Below are 17,483 nucleotides of genomic sequence, written 5' to 3' on the forward strand. Positions count from 1 at the left end.
TTGATTTTATTTAGTGGTTATTGTTACATTCCAAGTCTTAATGTCAAAGTGAACTGCCGTGGCACTGGGGTTGCTACACCACCTGAATTAAAGAATTCCGGATCTTGCCCGTTCAGTTTCTTATCGGCATATATCAAAAAGAGGTTCGTACATTGTAGTTTCAATGACAGGCTGTTCAGTTTCCAGTTGGCTATCAATGCTTTTGGGAAATCATAAGACAAGCCTATTTCTTTCATTCGGATAAATCCACCGTCAGCAATGCGCATGTCAGAATAGTTGTAAGCATTGTAGGCCCGGCTTAAATAAGGATCCAGTCTGTTTTGGCGCGTACTGGCTATTACGGGTATATTAGTAAACTTTTCGTCTCCCGGCACCATCCAGCGGTTTTTGAATTCTTTTGGAGTAGCGGTGAGGTCGGAATAACTGGAACTGAAAACATTGTCCAGACGCACCACGTTGCCGAATGAATAGGTGATGAATAAGTTTAGTTTAACCCCTTTATAGCCGAATGTATTCCCGAAACTGCCCAGATCTGTTGGGTCAGCAGCTCCCGAATATTTCAGGAAATCAAGTTTTTTACTTTCCTGAAAGTTGATATCTGTTGTTGTAATCTGTCCGTCCTGATTGAGGAAAGTAGGTATACCATCTTTGTTTAATCCCTGAAATGGAATAGAGAAGATAGAACGTACCGGATAACCTTCTCTGGCAAAACCATATCCGGATACCAGCCCCATCAGTGTCTTGTTTGATTTTAGTTTGGTAATCTCGTTATGGGTATGAGAATAGATGAAGTCGGTAGTCCAGCTAAAATCTTTAGTCTGGATGTTTCTTGTTGATAGAGTGAACTCTACACCATTGGATTTCATCTCGGCGATATTACCCATTTTCAAAATCTCGCCTCCGGCTCCCTGAGTACTTACCGGTCCTATGAGGTCATAGTTGTTACGCTGATACCAGTCTACTGCAACACTGATACGATTGTCCAGCAATCCTACATCAACTCCTATGTTCAGCTCATGTTTTTTTTCATAAGTCAGATCAGAGTTTCCAAGATCCACTACCTGCAATCCCATTTCACCTGTAGAGGCTGTTGGTCTCCAGGGCTTATAAGCGGATAAGATGGCTGTAGAGTTTGTTACACTTTCGGGACCACGGTCTGCCGTCAAGCTATAAGATGCTTTAAGCGATAAATGAGATAGAGCCGGTTCCCAGTCTTTGAAAAATTCTTCCTCATGGATATTCCATGCCCCCGATATATTCCATGTTGGTAACCAACGGGACGAGCGTGTCTTTCCCAGCGTATTGGAACCTTCGTAACGAATCGTACCATTGAGGGTGTATATTCCTTTATAAGAATAGGTTGCATTGGCGAAGAAGGCAATGTTACGCACCCTTCCCTTTACGATTGAATAGTAATCAGTGCCTTCTTCGGTACCTTTTTTAAATACCTGATAAGCATAGAACGGTACTTCACCCATTGAGTACTGAAGCCCCCATCCGCGTATCCACTTTCTTTGCCGGTCAATATAGTTTGATTCCATACCGCCAAACAAGTTCACGATATGTTTCTCTTTGAATACATTATTATAAGAGATTGTACCGCGAAAATCATATCCTAACATGCGGAAGTCCGAACACTCGTAAATACCACCTTCCGGGAGTATACTGATAGGCAGTGCGTATGGATTGTCCGGATCACGGTATAAATGAGGGTTTTGGTCTCTGATGCTGGAAGTGGGCATGGCCCGGTAGGCCATTGCCTGATTGGAAAAGTCAGTGATAATATGTTCTTGCGATGTTGATGAGTACTTCATGGCACCTAATGCGGTGACTTCCAGGTTGGGCAGTATTTTCCATTTCAATTCTCCCTGTACCTTCAGGTCGGATGCGTTGATATCCATGTAATTATTCTCCAGTTCATGAAAAATATTGAAAGGAGCATAATTACGGGTATAGTATTCGGTGGCACTGATGGCCCGTGAACTGTTCAGGGCATAACTGTAAGGGTTAATATCAAAATCACGTTTTACTTCTCCTGAAACGGGATCGGTACTTTGTGACAATGTGCCTGGGGCTTTTTGTTTTCGGTACGAACCGCTTGAAATAAGATTCAGGCTCAGGTTTGTCAGAATGTTGTAAGTGGCATTCAGGTTGGCTGTATAGCGGTTTACCTTACTGTCTTTAGTCCATCCCGGATCTACCAGAGCACTCAATGATGCATAATAAGAAGTCTTGTCGTTACCGGAGGAGATACTGACGGAATGATTGTGCATCACATTGGTATTGAATAACAAATCGAACCAGTCGGTATTTCTCATTTCTGCATCACGCAGGTAATTGGCACGGGACAGCGGTGTATTTAATAAACCGAATTGTTGGGTAACAGGGTCGTATGTATGTAGTAGCTCGTACATCTTTCCATAGACTCCGCTTTCACTGGCATTAGATAATTCGGAGAAGTTCAACCACCCTTTCTTCTGCATCTCCTGATAGACAGACATCTGATCTTGTGAATTCATTATGTTGAATTGTGAGTAGTCCGGTTTTAATCTCATCGTGTATTCACCTGTATAGCTAACCCGGCTACTGCCTGCTTTTCCTTTCTTGGTAGTGATCACGATTACTCCCGACATGGCTCGTGCCCCATAAATAGAGGTGGCAGAACCGTCCTTTAATATCTGAAAGCTTTCGATGTCATCAGCATTCAGGCCTGATATAGCCGAACTGATCAACGTGGTGGCATCTCCTGAGGATAACTGGTCGGCATCTACTTCTACTACATCCTCCATGATGACCCCGTCTACTACCCATAAAGGCTTGGAACTACCATAAATAGAAGTAGCACCACGAACACGAATTTTAGGCGCCGTACCAAAGGTACCTGATACATTTTGCACAGATACACCTGCGGAACGTCCTTCCAGCGAACGACTTATATCTGGTACACCATCCAGTTTAACATTCGAAGCACTGAGTTGATCGGTAGCTCCGGTAAACAGCCGTTTGTCCATTTTCTGTACACCCGTTACGACTACTTCATTCAGTGTCTGTACGTCTGAAGCCAATGTCACTTTTAATGGGGTACCTCTTTTGATGGCTACTTCTTTATCTTTCATTCCGACATAAGAAACGATCAGTGTTTGTGCGTTTTGAGGGATATCTTTCAACGTAAAACGTCCGTCTATGTCGGCAATTGTCCCCATTGTGGTACCTTTTACTTTAATGGATGCTCCTACAACAGGTTCGTTGTCTTCTTCGAATAGAACGATACCGGTTATAATATTACTTTCCTGTGCAGGAGCCTGTACCGGGGCCATCTTGTAGATTTGTATTACTTTATTTTTAACTTCATACTGTAGTTGCTGGCCGGTAAGAATAATGTCCAGCATCTCATTGATCGTTTTATCTTGCGCCTCCACGCTGATTTTCTTTTCTAACTCCATTTCAGAAGAACTGCACCACAGGGAGTAAGATGTAAGCGTTTTCAGCTTTTTAAGGGCTTCTTTTACCGTAACATTGTGCATACTCATTGAGACCCTTTGTTCCTGTGCAAAGGTTCCGATGCTACAACATAAAAGCATGATTAATAATAGTTTTCTCATATCATCCGTTTAAAATGTTTATGGACTAATTAGCACGATTTCTTATTTCATTTTTTTTCATTATCTGAATGGTATCCCCTTTTATGGTGTAATAGAGGCTGTTTTTTTCCGCTATGATTTTCAATATGTCAGTGATTGTTTCTTCATTGCAGAAGTCACCGTAGAAGTGTTTTTCCCTCAAAGTTTTGTCTTCTATCACAATATGCACATTGAAAGCTCTTTCCAGGTCTTTTACAATCTGACTGAGTGGTTCTTCATCAAAAAACAGTATATTCCGGGCTGCTGCTTTGGGGAGGCAGGTTGCTGCAGGAACCTTTGTATTGTCGGTGGGTGATAATGCTGCACTTTTGGAGTGGGAGGTGGTCCACATTACATAGTTAGATGCAATAACATTGCGCACTTGCATCCGTTCGCTTTTTTGATTGATAACTGCCTGTTGGTTAGGTTTTAATAAAATATTGGCTTTTGAATTTTTGTTGTTTTCAACAGCCAGACTTCCTTCTACCAGCGTAATTTTGGCTTTCTCATCTTCCGGATAGGCCTTCATGTTAAATTTGGTTCCTAATACATGAATAGCTATTTTCCCTGAACTTACTCTGAAAGGGAGTTCCTTGTTTTTGCTGACCTCAAAGTAGGCTTCTCCTTTTAAAGTCACATCTCTGTTACTTCGTCCGAAACTTCCGGGATATTCGAGTTTACTTCCCGAATTGAGCCATACCTGTGTTCCATCCGGCAGGGTGACCAATGATTTTGAACCATAGGCTATTTCTATACTTTGCATAGAGTTATCCCATGAATTTTCGCCGGTTGATTTTAATAAATATCCCACTCCGAATGCCAGCAATACAATTGCTGCATAGCCTATCCAGGCTATAAAGCGTTTTCGGTTTGTGGTATATTCTTTTTGTCCGGTGATTTTATATATGCGGTTGTAAGCCGGGATTACCCGGGCTGTGAAATGCTTTTCTTTTTGCTTGATCCGGAAAAGTTTTAGTGTAGCATAATAACAGGTATAAATGCGCTGGTTGTTTGTATTGCTATTATACCACTCTTGTAATTCCTGCTCTTCATTAGGAGTGATGTCTCCATTGAATTGCTTTTTAATTAATTTGAAAATATTATCCATAAATTCCCTATTAATTGTTTATTGATTGTATAAAGACGTAATAGAGAATAAAAGGGGTAGTGAGAAAATGAAATATTTTTCTATTAAAAAGATTTATTTTAATAGAAAAACAAGGTTGATACTTTTAATTTTTACTGAAAGTTAGGAAAAAAGAAAGAGTTGCAATGCCAGAACACATAAAATATAATCGGTGAGATCTTCACGAAGAGTATTTAAAGCGTTTTTTATATGATATTTGACCGTATTTACAGAAATACCCAATTCATTAGCAATTTCCTGATGGCTTTTACCTTCATAGCGACTGAGAATAAAAACTTTCCGGCATTCTTCGGATAAGCCATTGATAATTTGCTGTATTTGTTTTTCTAATTCCTGAGATACCAATTGATCAAAAACATCTTCGTCCGGAGCAAAGCAGTTTTGATATTTTTTATCTGTGATATCTACTGAACGAAAGGAATGGTCAGCGCGTATAAAATCGATAGCCTGATTATGAACAGCTCTCATTAAATATCCCCTGATGGATTTTGTTACAGCTATTTGTTTTCGTTTTTCCCATAATGCGAGCATTACATCTTCTACGATGCTTTGACATATGTATTCATCATGGACATATTCATAAGCAACGGCACACAAAAATGCATAATGCTGTTTGAAAATAATTTCGTATGCTTTATGATTACTGTTCTGAAGTTTCGATATCAGCTCACGTTCGTCCATGCCGTTGAGTAACTATTTTCTTGCAAAAGTAGTTATTTTGTCGATATATCCTATAAAATCTAATAATAGTGATTGTTTTTTTAGGATATTCTGTTTGTAGTTGTTCTGTTTCTCTTTTGCTGACATCGTTTTTATTTATGAATGTTTGCAAGTACTTGATTATCAGTCAATATAAGAATGTACATTCTTCTGGTGTAAAAGTGTACATTCTTATATGACAAGATTGTACACTTTTGTGGTACTATAGTGTACAACCTGTCATACTATAGTAATAAGAATATAATTTCATTATCAATATTGGTTGTTTTTTATTACAAGTCGTGATGAAAGTATTTTTTGAGATTTATGTTCCTTGTCATCTTTTATGAATAACTTGTCGGTTTCTCACCGAGAAACGCCTCGTTTGTCGTAGAGAATCGGTTCGATCTTCGTAGAGTTTCGACGCGTTTCTCGTATACTCTATTAAAACCAAATGTTTCCGCAGAATATTGCTTTAATAAATGTTAACTACGAAAGATATGTCCTTTCTTCACTATGTTTTCTTTTTCATTACAATTAATGACTGACTCTACTTTCGTAACTATACCAATTGTTATATCTTATGGATGTTTCACTTATTTCTCGGTGATAAATGCCCCGTTTCTCGTAGAGAATCGAAGCGTTTGTCGTAGAGAAACGAGTCGATTCTCTACGAGAAAATAATCTCTCATATAATGTATTAATTATCAATGCATTATAAAATCGTCTACTTGTTTTGAATATTTACTACCTAAACGGTCCATTTGTTCCTTTTTCAGCATTTATGTGTATCTGAAATCACAACACATCTCGGGTCTCTTTGTATATAATCCCTGTCATAGGTCTGTTGCTTGTGAATCAGACTGTAAATCAGCCGCAATAACTTATTGGCAATGTTATTCATCGCTACGAAAAAGTGCTTCTTTTCCACTTTATGCTTTTTTAGGAAGTATAATCTTATTTCTTTATTATGCTCCTTTGCCGAACGTGCACATAAGAAAAGCAGTGTTTTCAATTGTTTGTCACCCATTGGCGATATTTTATGTCCGCATTTCATCTTTCCCGATTCTTTTGGATAAGGAGCGATACCTGCGTAAGCAGCACATTTTTTAGCCGTGTCTAATTTTCTAAAATTCTCTGTCTTTATTATCAGCTCACAACTGGTCACAGGTCCTACACCGACAATGGAGGTAAGAATCTGATAATTCCTGCTGAATTCGGAAGAGTTTTGTATGAGGGCTTCTATCTCATGGTCAAGCCCGGATATTTGGGTATTTAACTCCGCAAGAACAGCTCTCCGTGCATGGACGGCCGCCAGGGAAACAGAAGATTTACAATTATCACCTATGTTTAAAGTGTCCAGGCGCTTACGAGATTCCACCAGCAGAGAGCGTGTACGATACAATTCCTGAAGTTCAGACATCTCTTCCCCAGCATAGAAACAAGGTCTGAGAAGGTCATAAAAACGTTCGGCATATTCACGGATACGACAGGCATCCAGAGGATCGGATTTACCACGCTGAAGCCCCAGACTATGCTTTATCTGATAACCCGGAACAAAACACAGGCATATCCGGTTTAAAGTACACAGACGAAGCAGTAGGTCGCCATAAACGCCTGTATGTTCCGCACAAAGAACGGCAGCGGAAGGCAAGGAGAGAAGAAACTTGCTGATCCCATGAACCGTGTTCTTTACACCGGATAAATGACGGACACTGCCCGATTCACTCAAAAAACTAACGTCAAAGCTTGACATTCCCAAATCAATTCCATAAATTTGTACCATAACATTTTTATTTAGTGAAGGGCTCCGATATTGAACGGCTACTACCATGATAATGGGATCCAACTCCCGAAATACTCTCTGGCTTAGGTTCAATAAATATGTCGTGCTTAATACGAGGAATAATCTAAAAGATTAATAGAGGAAGTAAGCTAACGCGACATATGGAGGCTTTCTTGTTTACGAGACAATATTAAGAAATTTATTCTTATTAACGTTCATAAAGAACTATGTTTTCCATGGCAAAGATAATGGTAGAGAAAAAATATGTGTATTTAATATATTGATATTCAGTGCTTTATTAACGCTTGTCTATGTCTTGTATTTTCTTAATAATACAATCTTGCTTTTTTCTTCTTTTCTTTGTGTTTTTATTTTATAAATAATTACAGATGCGGGTTTAGGGGTGAATGTTATTTTTATATTTAAGAATGGTAATACTTTCGGTGGTTTTTTATCAATTTTGGTAGAAATATTTATGGGAAGTATGGCAAGCGATGCTTGGTTGAAATGCATGTTAACTCAGACTCTCGAAAATAAAAAGATGTGTAAGATAAAGAAAAACAGTTTTTTAATCTCTGTTTTATTGAATACTAATACTTAGTAGAACTTTGTGTGGTTCTGTGATGAGTTTAACTCATTTATTGATTCATATTAAAAAATCTTCAATGCGTTAGTTATATAAATAATTCTTCCGCGTTTTTTTGATAATTGAAAGATTAGCACTAATTTTGCACCCTCATTTGAATATAGAATAAAGTATAAATCAAATAAATAATTGTCAGAATGAACGTTTCATTTCAAAACATTGACAAAGTAAGCGCATTGCTTACAGTAAAGCTGGAAAAAGCTGATTATCAGGAAAAAGTAGATAAATCTTTGAAGACATTCCGTCAAAAAGCTCAGATTCCGGGATTCCGTAAAGGGATGGTACCGATGAGCCTGGTGAAGAAAATGTATGGTAAATCAGTGGTTGCTGAGGAAGTAAATAAACTTCTTTCAGAAAAAGTATATGATTATATTAAGAGTAATAATATAAATATGCTGGGCGAACCAATGCCTAACGAAGAAAAGCAGCAGGTGATTGATTTCGATACAATGGAAGATTTTGAATTTGTATTTGATATTGCTTTGGCACCTGAATTTAAGGCAGAAGTAAGTAGCAGTGATAAGGTAGACTACTATACAATCGAAGTAACTGATGCAATGGTAGACAACCAGGTGAAAGCTTATACACAGCGTAATGGTAAATACGAACAGGTTGCTGCTTACGAAGATAACGATATGCTGAAAGGTCTGATTGCAGAACTGGATGAAAACGGTAATACTAAAGAAGGTGGCATCCAGGTAGAAGGTGCAGTATTGATGCCTTCTTATATGAAGAACGATGAGCAGAAAGCTATCTTTGCCAATGCAAAAGTAAATGATGTATTGGTGTTCAATCCGAATACTGCATATGACGGACATGCTGCTGAAATCGCATCGTTACTGAAGATTGAAAAAGAGGCTGCTGCTGAAGTGAAATCTGATTTCAGTTTCCAGGTGGAAGAAATTACTCGTTTTGTGTCAGGTGAATTGAATCAGGAAATCTTTGACCAGGTATTTGGCGAAGGTGTTGTGAAGACTGAAGAAGAATTCCGTGCTAAAATTAAGGAAAGCATTGCTGAGCAGCTTGTAGCCGACAGTGACTATAAATTCCTGATTGACGCTCGTAAGATGTTGATGGAAAAGGTGGGTAAACTTGAATTCCCGGATGCATTACTGAAACGTGTAATGTTGCTGAACAACAAAGAGAAAGGCGAAGAATTCGTAGCTGAAAACTATGACAAGAGCATTGAGGAACTGACTTGGCACCTGATTAAAGAACAATTGGTGAAAGACAACGAAATTAAAGTTGAGCAGGAAGATGTAATCAAGATGGCTAAAGATGCTACCAAAGGACAGTTTGCTCAGTATGGTATGATGACAGTGCCCGAGGATATTCTTGAAAACTACGCTCAGGAAATGCTTAAGAAAAAAGAAAATGTTGATGGCCTTGTAGGTCGCGTGGTTGAAGCTAAATTGGCTACAGCGCTGAAAGCTAAGGTGACACTGAACAACAAGACTGTTCCGATGGAAGAATTTAACAAGATGTTCGAATAATATCCTTTTACAGGAAAGAACATAAAGTCACAGAAACACAGAGTTTTTATAAAATTATAACTCTGTGTTTTTTTGTGTCTCTGTGTTCTTTTTTGTTTCTTTGCAGTTACATATTAAAAATAAGAAAGGAACATAAAAATGGATGATTTTAGAAAATACGCAACCAAGCATTTAGGAATGAACAGCTTGGCACTGGATGATGTGATTAAATCACAGGCTGGGTATTTGAATCCCTATATTCTTGAAGAAAGACAACTCAATGTAACACAACTTGATGTGTTCTCGCGTCTGATGATGGACCGCATTATCTTTCTTGGTACCCAGATAGATGATTATACAGCCAATACTTTACAGGCTCAGTTATTATATCTGGATTCAGTGGATCCGGGTAAAGACATCTCTATCTATATTAACTCTCCGGGAGGATCTGTGTATGCCGGATTGGGCATCTATGATACAATGCAATTCATTTCCAGTGATGTGGCTACTATCTGTACAGGTATGGCTGCTTCTATGGCTGCTGTTCTGCTGGTAGCGGGCACAGAGGGCAAACGCTCCGCTTTAAAGCATTCACGCGTAATGATTCACCAACCGATGGGGGGGGCGCAAGGACAGGCTTCGGACATCGAAATCACTGCCCGCGAAATAATGAAGTTAAAGAAAGAACTCTATACTATTATTGCAGACCATTCTCATACAGACTTTGAAAAGGTATGGGCGGATTCTGACCGTGATTACTGGATGACAGCAGAAGAAGCCAAGGAGTATGGTATGGTAGACGAAGTGTTGATTAAAAAATAAAAATGGCTGAATCAAAAAATAATAAAAAGAGATGTAGTTTTTGCGGCCGTACGGAGAATGAAGTCGGCTTCCTGATAACGGGAATGAACGGCTATATTTGCGATAGTTGTGCTACCCAGGCTTATGAGATAACTCAGGAAGCGTTGGGGGCTGACAAAAAGGGCGCAGGAACTACAACACTGAATCTGAAAGAACTGCCTAAACCGGTAGAAATTAAAAAGTTTCTGGATCAGTATATTATCGGACAGGATGATGCGAAACGATTCCTGTCTGTGTCAGTGTATAACCACTATAAACGTCTTTTACAGAAAGATACAGGAGATGATGTGGAGATTGAAAAGTCGAACATTATTATGGTGGGAAGTACCGGAACCGGAAAAACTTTATTGGCACGTACAATTGCGAAGCTGTTACATGTGCCGTTTACTATTGTAGATGCTACAGTGCTTACTGAGGCTGGTTATGTAGGAGAAGACATCGAGAGTATTCTCACTCGTCTGCTCCAGGTAGCCGATTATAATGTACCCGAGGCAGAACAGGGAATTGTATTTATAGATGAAATAGATAAAATTGCCCGTAAAGGTGATAATCCTTCTATTACCCGTGATGTTAGTGGTGAAGGCGTACAACAAGGGCTACTCAAACTATTGGAAGGGTCTGTTGTGAATGTACCGCCTCAGGGTGGCCGTAAACATCCGGATCAGAAAATGATTCCTGTGAACACCAAAAATATTCTGTTTATTTGTGGTGGCGCTTTCGATGGTATTGAAAAGAAGATAGCACAACGCTTGAATACGCATGTAGTAGGCTATAGCGCTTCACGTAAGACAGCTACGATTGATAAAAGCAATATGATGCAGTATATTGCACCGCAAGACCTGAAATCATTCGGGTTGATACCCGAAATTATTGGTCGTTTGCCGGTGCTTACTTATCTGAATCCGTTGGATCGTGATGCACTTCGTGCGATACTGACCGAACCGAAAAACTCTATTATCCGTCAATATGTGAAGTTATTTGAGATGGATGGAGTCAAACTGACGTTTCAGGATGAGGTGTTTGAGTACATCGTAGATAAAGCAGTTGAATATAAGCTCGGAGCACGCGGATTGCGTTCCATTGTAGAGACAATCATGATGGATGTCATGTTTGAAATCCCTTCGGAAAATGAAAAAGAGTACGAAGTAACATTGGACTATGCGAAACAGCAGCTGGAAAAAGCAAATATAGCAAGATTGCAAACTGCTTAAAATCAAAAGGTAAGAAGTATCGGATGGTTCGTTTCTGTTTTTTATTGAAAAATATTAGTCGAATTATGCTTGATATTTAAGAAGTTGTTTATAACTTTGTTAGAGCTCTTTTACAGAAAGAGTTTTTAAAGTTAAACCATGAACTGAATAAAACAACCTATTTAAGATGGCAGGGAAGATTAATTTGACAGACCAACTGAAACAGTATTTCGGATTTGATAAATTCAAAGGAAATCAGGAAGCGATCATTCAGAACTTGCTTAATGGTGGCGATACTTTTGTGTTGATGCCTACCGGTGGCGGCAAATCTTTATGCTATCAGTTGCCTTCTCTTTTGATGGAGGGTACGGGAATTGTTATTTCTCCATTGATTGCATTGATGAAGAATCAAGTGGATGCAATGCGTAACTTCAGTGAGGAGGATGGTATAGCCCATTTTATTAATTCTTCATTAAATAAAGGTGCGATAGATCAGGTGAAGTCTGATATTCTTGCCGGAAAGACAAAGTTGCTGTATGTGGCTCCTGAGTCATTGACAAAGGAAGAGAATGTGGAATTTTTGCGGTCAGTAAAAATCTCGTTTTACGCAGTAGATGAGGCTCACTGTATTTCGGAATGGGGACATGATTTCCGTCCGGAATATCGAAGAATACGTCCTATTATTAATGAGATAGGCAAAGCGCCACTTATTGCGCTTACAGCAACTGCAACACCCAAAGTGCAACACGACATCCAGAAGAATCTGGGAATGGTAGACGCACAAGTCTTTAAATCGTCGTTTAATCGGCCGAACTTATATTATGAAGTACGTCCGAAGACTACAAATATAGATAGAGATATCATTAAGTTTATCCGAAATAATCCGGAAAAGTCAGGTATTATTTACTGTCTGAGCCGGAAAAAAGTGGAGGAACTTGCTGAAATTCTTCAGGCGAATGGTATTAATGCGCGAGCTTATCATGCAGGTATGGATTCGGCTACAAGAACTCAAAACCAGGATGACTTCCTGATGGAAAAAATTGATGTGATTGTGGCAACCATTGCTTTTGGTATGGGCATCGATAAACCGGATGTCAGGTATGTAATGCATTATGATATACCAAAGAGTTTGGAGGGATACTATCAGGAGACAGGACGTGCCGGTAGAGATGGCGGTGAGGGTAAGTGTATTACCTTTTATACCAATAAAGACTTGCAGAAACTGGAGAAGTTTATGCAAGGCAAACCTGTGGCAGAACAGGAAATAGGCAAGCAGCTTCTGCTGGAAACTGCTGCATATGCCGAATCTTCCGTTTGTCGCCGTAAGACCTTACTACATTACTTCGGCGAAGAGTATACGGAAGATAATTGTGGAAATTGTGACAACTGTTTAAACCCTAAAAAACAAGTGGAGGCTCAAGAATTATTGTGTGCTGTGATTGAAGCGGTCATAGCGGTAAAAGAAAACTTTAAGGCAGACTATATAATAGATATTTTACAAGGAAGAGAAACTTCTGAAATACAAGCACATTTACATGAAGATCTGGAAGTATTCGGATCGGGTATGGGCGAAGAAGATAAAACCTGGAACGCTGTTATTCGTCAGGCATTAATTGCCGGTTACCTAAGTAAAGACGTTGAGAATTATGGTCTGTTGAAAGTGACAGAGGAAGGACATAAGTTTCTGAAGAAACCTAAATCGTTTAAAATTACAGAAGATAATGATTTTGAAGAGGTAGAAGAAGAAACTCCGGCCAGAGGTGGTGGATCTTGTGCTGTAGATCCGGCACTTTACTCTATGCTTAAAGACTTACGGAAAAAACTTTCTAAGAAACTGGAAGTTCCCCCTTATGTTATTTTCCAGGATCCTTCTTTGGAAGCAATGGCAACGATCTATCCGGTAACGCTTGATGAACTTCAGAATATTCCGGGAGTTGGTGCTGGAAAAGCAAAACGTTATGGTGAGGAGTTCTGCAAACTGATTAAGCGTCATTGTGAAGAGAATGAGATAGAACGTCCTGAGGACTTACGGGTGCGTACTGTTGCCAATAAATCTAAGTTAAAGGTTGCTATCATTCAGGCTATTGACCGTAAAGTTGCATTGGATGATATTGCTTTGTCTAAAGGAATTGAATTCGGTGAACTATTGGATGAAGTAGAGGCAATTGTTTATTCGGGCACAAAACTGAATATTGATTATTTTCTTGATGAGATAATGGATGAAGATCACATGCTTGATATTTATGATTATTTCAAAGAATCAACAACAGACAAAATAGATGATGCCCTGGATGAATTGGGAGATGAGTTTACCGAAGAGGAAGTGCGTCTGGTGCGTATCAAGTTTATCTCGGAAATGGCTAATTAAAAAACAGCAAAATATTTTTTGCGGAGAATAGTAAAAGTCCGGTTACCTGTTGAGGTAGCCGGACTTTTTTTATGAAGGAAAATGAAGGTTTCTTTTTGCAATGTTGTAATACTGAATTGTTATAAAAACACGACTTTTCCCTTTCATTTGGATGGAAATGGGAAATTTTAACAATAAAGTAGGAGTTTTTACGGAATTATATTTAACTTTGTAGCATAAAATAAAAAAATACAAGTATAAGTTTCACACCTGACAAAACAAGTTTATCATGAATGGAGACTATTTAATAAATGTATTAACTGCACACGCTCTGAATATTTGGGTCAAGATAAAAAAGTGCCCTGTCTGAATATCTTCTCTTGAGCTGTTATAATAATGTATTCAAAAGTGATTTTCTCACTTTTGCTCTTTTCTGTATACATTGAAATTGCTCATACTATAAATATCCTAACGAAAAGATTTTTTTTATTATAATCAATGTTATCACACCTGACAAAACAAGTTTATCATGGATGAAGATTACTTAATTGCTGTTTTTCCTGTACATGCTTTAAAAAATATTTGGGTCAAGATAAAAAAGTGGCCTGTTTGAATACTCTCTTTTAATCGTATTAAAGTTTATGCGAAAATAGTTACCCTCTTTTAAAGAGGGCTGGATTTGTTTTATCATATCTGATTGCATCCCCTGCCTTTGTACGCATATGAATAGTCTAAATAGTATATAGAATAAAGTTTAATTAAAAAGAACGCAGAAGATGAGAAAAAGTATCCTTTTGTTTGTACTTTTTTCAGTTTTGCATATCTCAATGCTCTATGCACAGGGGTATGTTGTGAGCGGACATATCATTTCGGTTGAAGATAATCAGCCTTTGATAGGTGTTTCTGTCCTGGAAAAAGGTACAACGAATGGTGTAATTACCGATATAGATGGTAATTACAGACTGAATGTAACAAAGTCTCCGGCAACCTTGCAATTCTCTTATATAGGAATGACAATGGTAGAAAAGCAGGTGACAGGTACTTCAACAATTAATGTTACAATGGAAAATGCCACTCAAATGGTGGACGAAGTTGTAGTAGTAGCTTACGGGGTAAAGAAAAAAGGGACAATAGCCGGTTCGGTTTCCGTAGTTAAAGGGGATAAGATCGAAAATACACCCACAGCCAGCTTCGATCAGGCACTACAAGGTAAGTCTGCCGGATTAACCGTTTTACAGAATACAGGAGAACCGAGTGCTGCTGCCAGTTTTCAGATTCGCGGAACGAATTCAATTAATGCAGGTACTGCACCTCTTTTTATAATGGATGGAGTTGCTATCTCTGCTGATGATTTTTCGTCTATCAATCCCAATGATATAGAAAGTTTTACAGTACTGAAGGATGCATCGTCTACTTCAATTTACGGAGCTCGTGCTGCCAATGGTGTGATTGTAATTACAACAAAGAGGGGGCGTACGGCTGAAAAAGGAAAAATCATTCTTCGTGCTCAATATGGTTTTTCTGATCTGGCCTATGGCAAGTGGGACCAGATGAATACAACGGAACGCCTTAACTATGAGGAACAGATTGGGTTACGCGTGCCGGGTACGTATGACCGTGAAGCATTAGAGCGCATTGATATAAACTGGCGCGATGTAATATACAATAATAATGCCCCCATGTATTCTTATGAATTGAGTACATCGGGTGGAAGTAACAAGTTCAACTATTTTGTTTCAGCAGCTTATTTCGGTCAGGAAGGTATTGCGGTAGGATCTGATTTTGAACGCTATTCGGTTCGTGCCAATTTGGAAGTCCGCCCGGTGGAATGGTTGAAAATCGGCACGAATACTTCTTTGTCATATGAAAAAATAAAGGAAGCAGATGAAGGTGATTATAATGTAGTAACTCCGGTTTCGGCTTCTAAGTTTATGTTACCTTATTGGAATCCTTATAAGGAAGACGGCTCTTATACATCTATAGGAGACGGTTCCTGGAATGGTACGAATCAGAATCCTTTGGAGTGGCTGGATAATAATCCGGTAAAACGGAATCGTATGAAGGTATTGACCAGTCTGTTTGCTGAGTTGAGACCCATTGAAGGATTGGTACTACGTACTGTCGGAGGTCTCGATGCATCGGACAATCGTCTGACTGCTACCTCTAATCCTTCGTACGTCCCTAATTATGGTTCCGGTACGGTAGCCAAATCATTTGAGCGTTATAGTAACCTGACATGGACAAATACTGCCAATTATACATTTACGATAAAGGACGATCACAATATTAGCCTGCTGCTTGGACAAGAGGCGGTTATTAACCAGTCTGAAGGATTCAATGTAACCACAAGAGGACAATCCAATGACAAACTGTTGACCATGGCTACTGCCACCTCTGCCACTTCATGGGACGACATTGTATCAGAAGCTACTTATTTGTCCTTCTTCGGGCGTGCGGAATATAACTATAGTAATAAGTATTATGCTGATTTTTCAGTTCGTAGAGACGGTTCTTCCAAGTTCGGTAAGGATGCACGTTGGGCCAACTTCTGGTCGGTAGGTGCAATGTGGAATCTGAAATCAGAAGACTTTTTAAAGGATATAGATTGGCTGACCAATCTTCAATTGATTGCAAGTATCGGAACATCGGGGAACTCTTCCATTCCTAATTATGATCATACAGCCTTGTTTGCGGCTGGGCCGCAGTATTCCGGTAAAACAGGTATTGCACCTTATTCACGTGGAAATGAGGACTTAACCTGGGAAAAGTTAATGACTACCAATGTTGGTGTGAAGATCGGGATTTTTGACCGTTTGAACCTGAACGTTGAGTTCTATAATAAAAAGACAACCGACATGTTGATGGAAGTTCCCATAACTTTTGGTAATGGTTTCAGTACTAAATGGGATAATATCGGAGCAATGATTAACAGAGGAGTGGAGTTTGATGTGGATGCAGATATTATTCGTACGAAAGACTTTACATGGAATATCTCAGCAAATGCTTCTTATAATCATAATGAAATAACAGAATTGTATAACGGTTTGGATGAATATGAAATAAGTACGACTGGGTTACTTTTGAAAGTAGGACATTCTTATGGTGAATTTCATGCAGTACGTTATGCCGGAGTTAATCCAGCCAATGGCGATGCTTTATGGTACACTAAAGAGGGAGAACTGACAAATCGTTTTAGCAATGAAGACCGTGTGCTATTGGGTAAATCTTATGTAGCTCCTTGGCAAGGTGGTTTTGGTACAACCTTTTCTTATAAAGGTATTCAGCTATCTGCCCTGTTTAGTTGGGTAGCAGACCGTTGGATGATGAATAATGATCGCTTCTTTGATGAAAGTAATGGTACATATGCTGTTTATAACCAATCTGCTAAATTATTAAATCGCTGGCAGAAACCTGGTGATATAACAGAAAATCCCCGTGATGGAGTCCAGACGCAGCTTGATAGCCATTTGGTAGAAGATGCTTCGTTCATGCGTTTGAAAAATTTGTCGCTTAGTTATACTTTCCCGCAATCGTTATTGAAAAAGACAAAAGTAATAGAACGTGCTAAAGTATTTGGTCAAGCACAGAATTTGTTGACTTTCACTAAGTTCACAGGGCTGGATCCGGAATCTAATTTGAATATGTACCGGGCTTCTTACCCGTTGTCCCGTCAGTTCTCATTCGGTATTGAAGTTACATTCTAATAAGTAGAAGA

9 protein-coding genes are annotated in these 17,483 nt (G+C 39.0%); 5 read left to right on the forward strand and 4 right to left on the reverse strand.

Features of this window, described 5'->3' with window-relative positions; all coding sequences use genetic code 11:
• Nucleotides 1-23: 23 nt before the first annotated feature.
• The 4 genes from VCM39_RS03215 to VCM39_RS03230 form a co-directional block, all read right to left on the reverse strand.
• Nucleotides 24-3,602, reverse strand: a complete 3,579-nt coding sequence (locus VCM39_RS03215; protein WP_322934210.1) for a SusC/RagA family TonB-linked outer membrane protein — start codon at nt 3,600-3,602, stop codon at nt 24-26.
• A gap of 25 nt (nt 3,603-3,627) precedes the next feature.
• A complete protein-coding gene (locus tag VCM39_RS03220; protein ID WP_322934211.1) occupies nt 3,628-4,728 on the reverse strand; it encodes a FecR family protein in 1,101 nt (366 codons plus the stop codon).
• 141 nt (nt 4,729-4,869) lie between these two features.
• Nucleotides 4,870-5,448 (reverse strand): RNA polymerase sigma-70 factor, encoded by a 579-nt coding sequence (locus tag VCM39_RS03225; protein ID WP_322934212.1) that lies wholly within the window; start codon nt 5,446-5,448, stop codon nt 4,870-4,872.
• Nucleotides 5,449-6,241: 793 nt separating this feature from the next.
• On the reverse strand, nt 6,242-7,252 hold the full coding sequence (locus VCM39_RS03230; protein WP_413544822.1) for an IS110 family transposase: 1,011 nt from the start codon (nt 7,250-7,252) through the stop codon (nt 6,242-6,244).
• Nucleotides 7,253-8,035: 783 nt separating this feature from the next.
• Here VCM39_RS03230 and tig point away from each other — a divergent pair.
• From tig to VCM39_RS03255, 5 genes are all read left to right on the forward strand, one after another.
• Nucleotides 8,036-9,391 carry a trigger factor gene (gene tig, locus VCM39_RS03235; RefSeq protein WP_289292960.1) on the forward strand — a complete coding sequence of 452 codons (1,356 nt, stop codon included), beginning with the start codon at nt 8,036-8,038 and terminating at the stop codon, nt 9,389-9,391.
• A 138-nt stretch (nt 9,392-9,529) separates the two neighbouring features.
• Nucleotides 9,530-10,192, forward strand: a complete 663-nt coding sequence (gene clpP, locus VCM39_RS03240; RefSeq protein WP_002562365.1) for an ATP-dependent Clp endopeptidase proteolytic subunit ClpP — start codon at nt 9,530-9,532, stop codon at nt 10,190-10,192.
• Between the two features lie 2 nt (nt 10,193-10,194).
• Nucleotides 10,195-11,442: an ATP-dependent Clp protease ATP-binding subunit ClpX gene (clpX, locus tag VCM39_RS03245; protein ID WP_221649790.1), complete on the forward strand. Its 1,248-nt coding sequence runs from the start codon at nt 10,195-10,197 to the stop codon at nt 11,440-11,442.
• Between the two features lie 166 nt (nt 11,443-11,608).
• Nucleotides 11,609-13,789, forward strand: a complete 2,181-nt coding sequence (gene recQ / locus VCM39_RS03250; protein WP_002562363.1) for a DNA helicase RecQ — start codon at nt 11,609-11,611, stop codon at nt 13,787-13,789.
• A 755-nt stretch (nt 13,790-14,544) separates the two neighbouring features.
• On the forward strand, nt 14,545-17,472 hold the full coding sequence (locus VCM39_RS03255) for a TonB-dependent receptor (RefSeq protein WP_322933937.1): 2,928 nt from the start codon (nt 14,545-14,547) through the stop codon (nt 17,470-17,472).
• The last annotated feature ends 11 nt before the right edge of the window (nt 17,473-17,483 follow it).

Source organism: Bacteroides mucinivorans (assembly GCF_034654355.2).
Taxonomy (GTDB): Bacteria; Bacteroidota; Bacteroidia; order Bacteroidales; family Bacteroidaceae; genus Bacteroides; species Bacteroides nordii.

Excerpts from the sequence above, each read along its gene's own strand:
- VCM39_RS03230 (WP_413544822.1), bottom strand. The coding sequence starts at position 7,252 with ATGGTACAAATTTATGGAATTGATTTGGGAATGTCAAGCTTTGACGTT.
- VCM39_RS03220 (WP_322934211.1), bottom strand. The coding sequence starts at position 4,728 with ATGGATAATATTTTCAAATTAATTAAAAAGCAATTCAATGGAGACATC.
- clpX (WP_221649790.1), top strand. The coding sequence starts at position 10,195 with ATGGCTGAATCAAAAAATAATAAAAAGAGATGTAGTTTTTGCGGCCGT.
- VCM39_RS03215 (WP_322934210.1), bottom strand. The coding sequence starts at position 3,602 with ATGAGAAAACTATTATTAATCATGCTTTTATGTTGTAGCATCGGAACC.
- VCM39_RS03255 (WP_322933937.1), top strand. The coding sequence starts at position 14,545 with ATGAGAAAAAGTATCCTTTTGTTTGTACTTTTTTCAGTTTTGCATATC.
- VCM39_RS03225 (WP_322934212.1), bottom strand. The coding sequence starts at position 5,448 with ATGGACGAACGTGAGCTGATATCGAAACTTCAGAACAGTAATCATAAA.
- clpP (WP_002562365.1), top strand. The coding sequence starts at position 9,530 with ATGGATGATTTTAGAAAATACGCAACCAAGCATTTAGGAATGAACAGC.
- recQ (WP_002562363.1), top strand. The coding sequence starts at position 11,609 with ATGGCAGGGAAGATTAATTTGACAGACCAACTGAAACAGTATTTCGGA.
- tig (WP_289292960.1), top strand. The coding sequence starts at position 8,036 with ATGAACGTTTCATTTCAAAACATTGACAAAGTAAGCGCATTGCTTACA.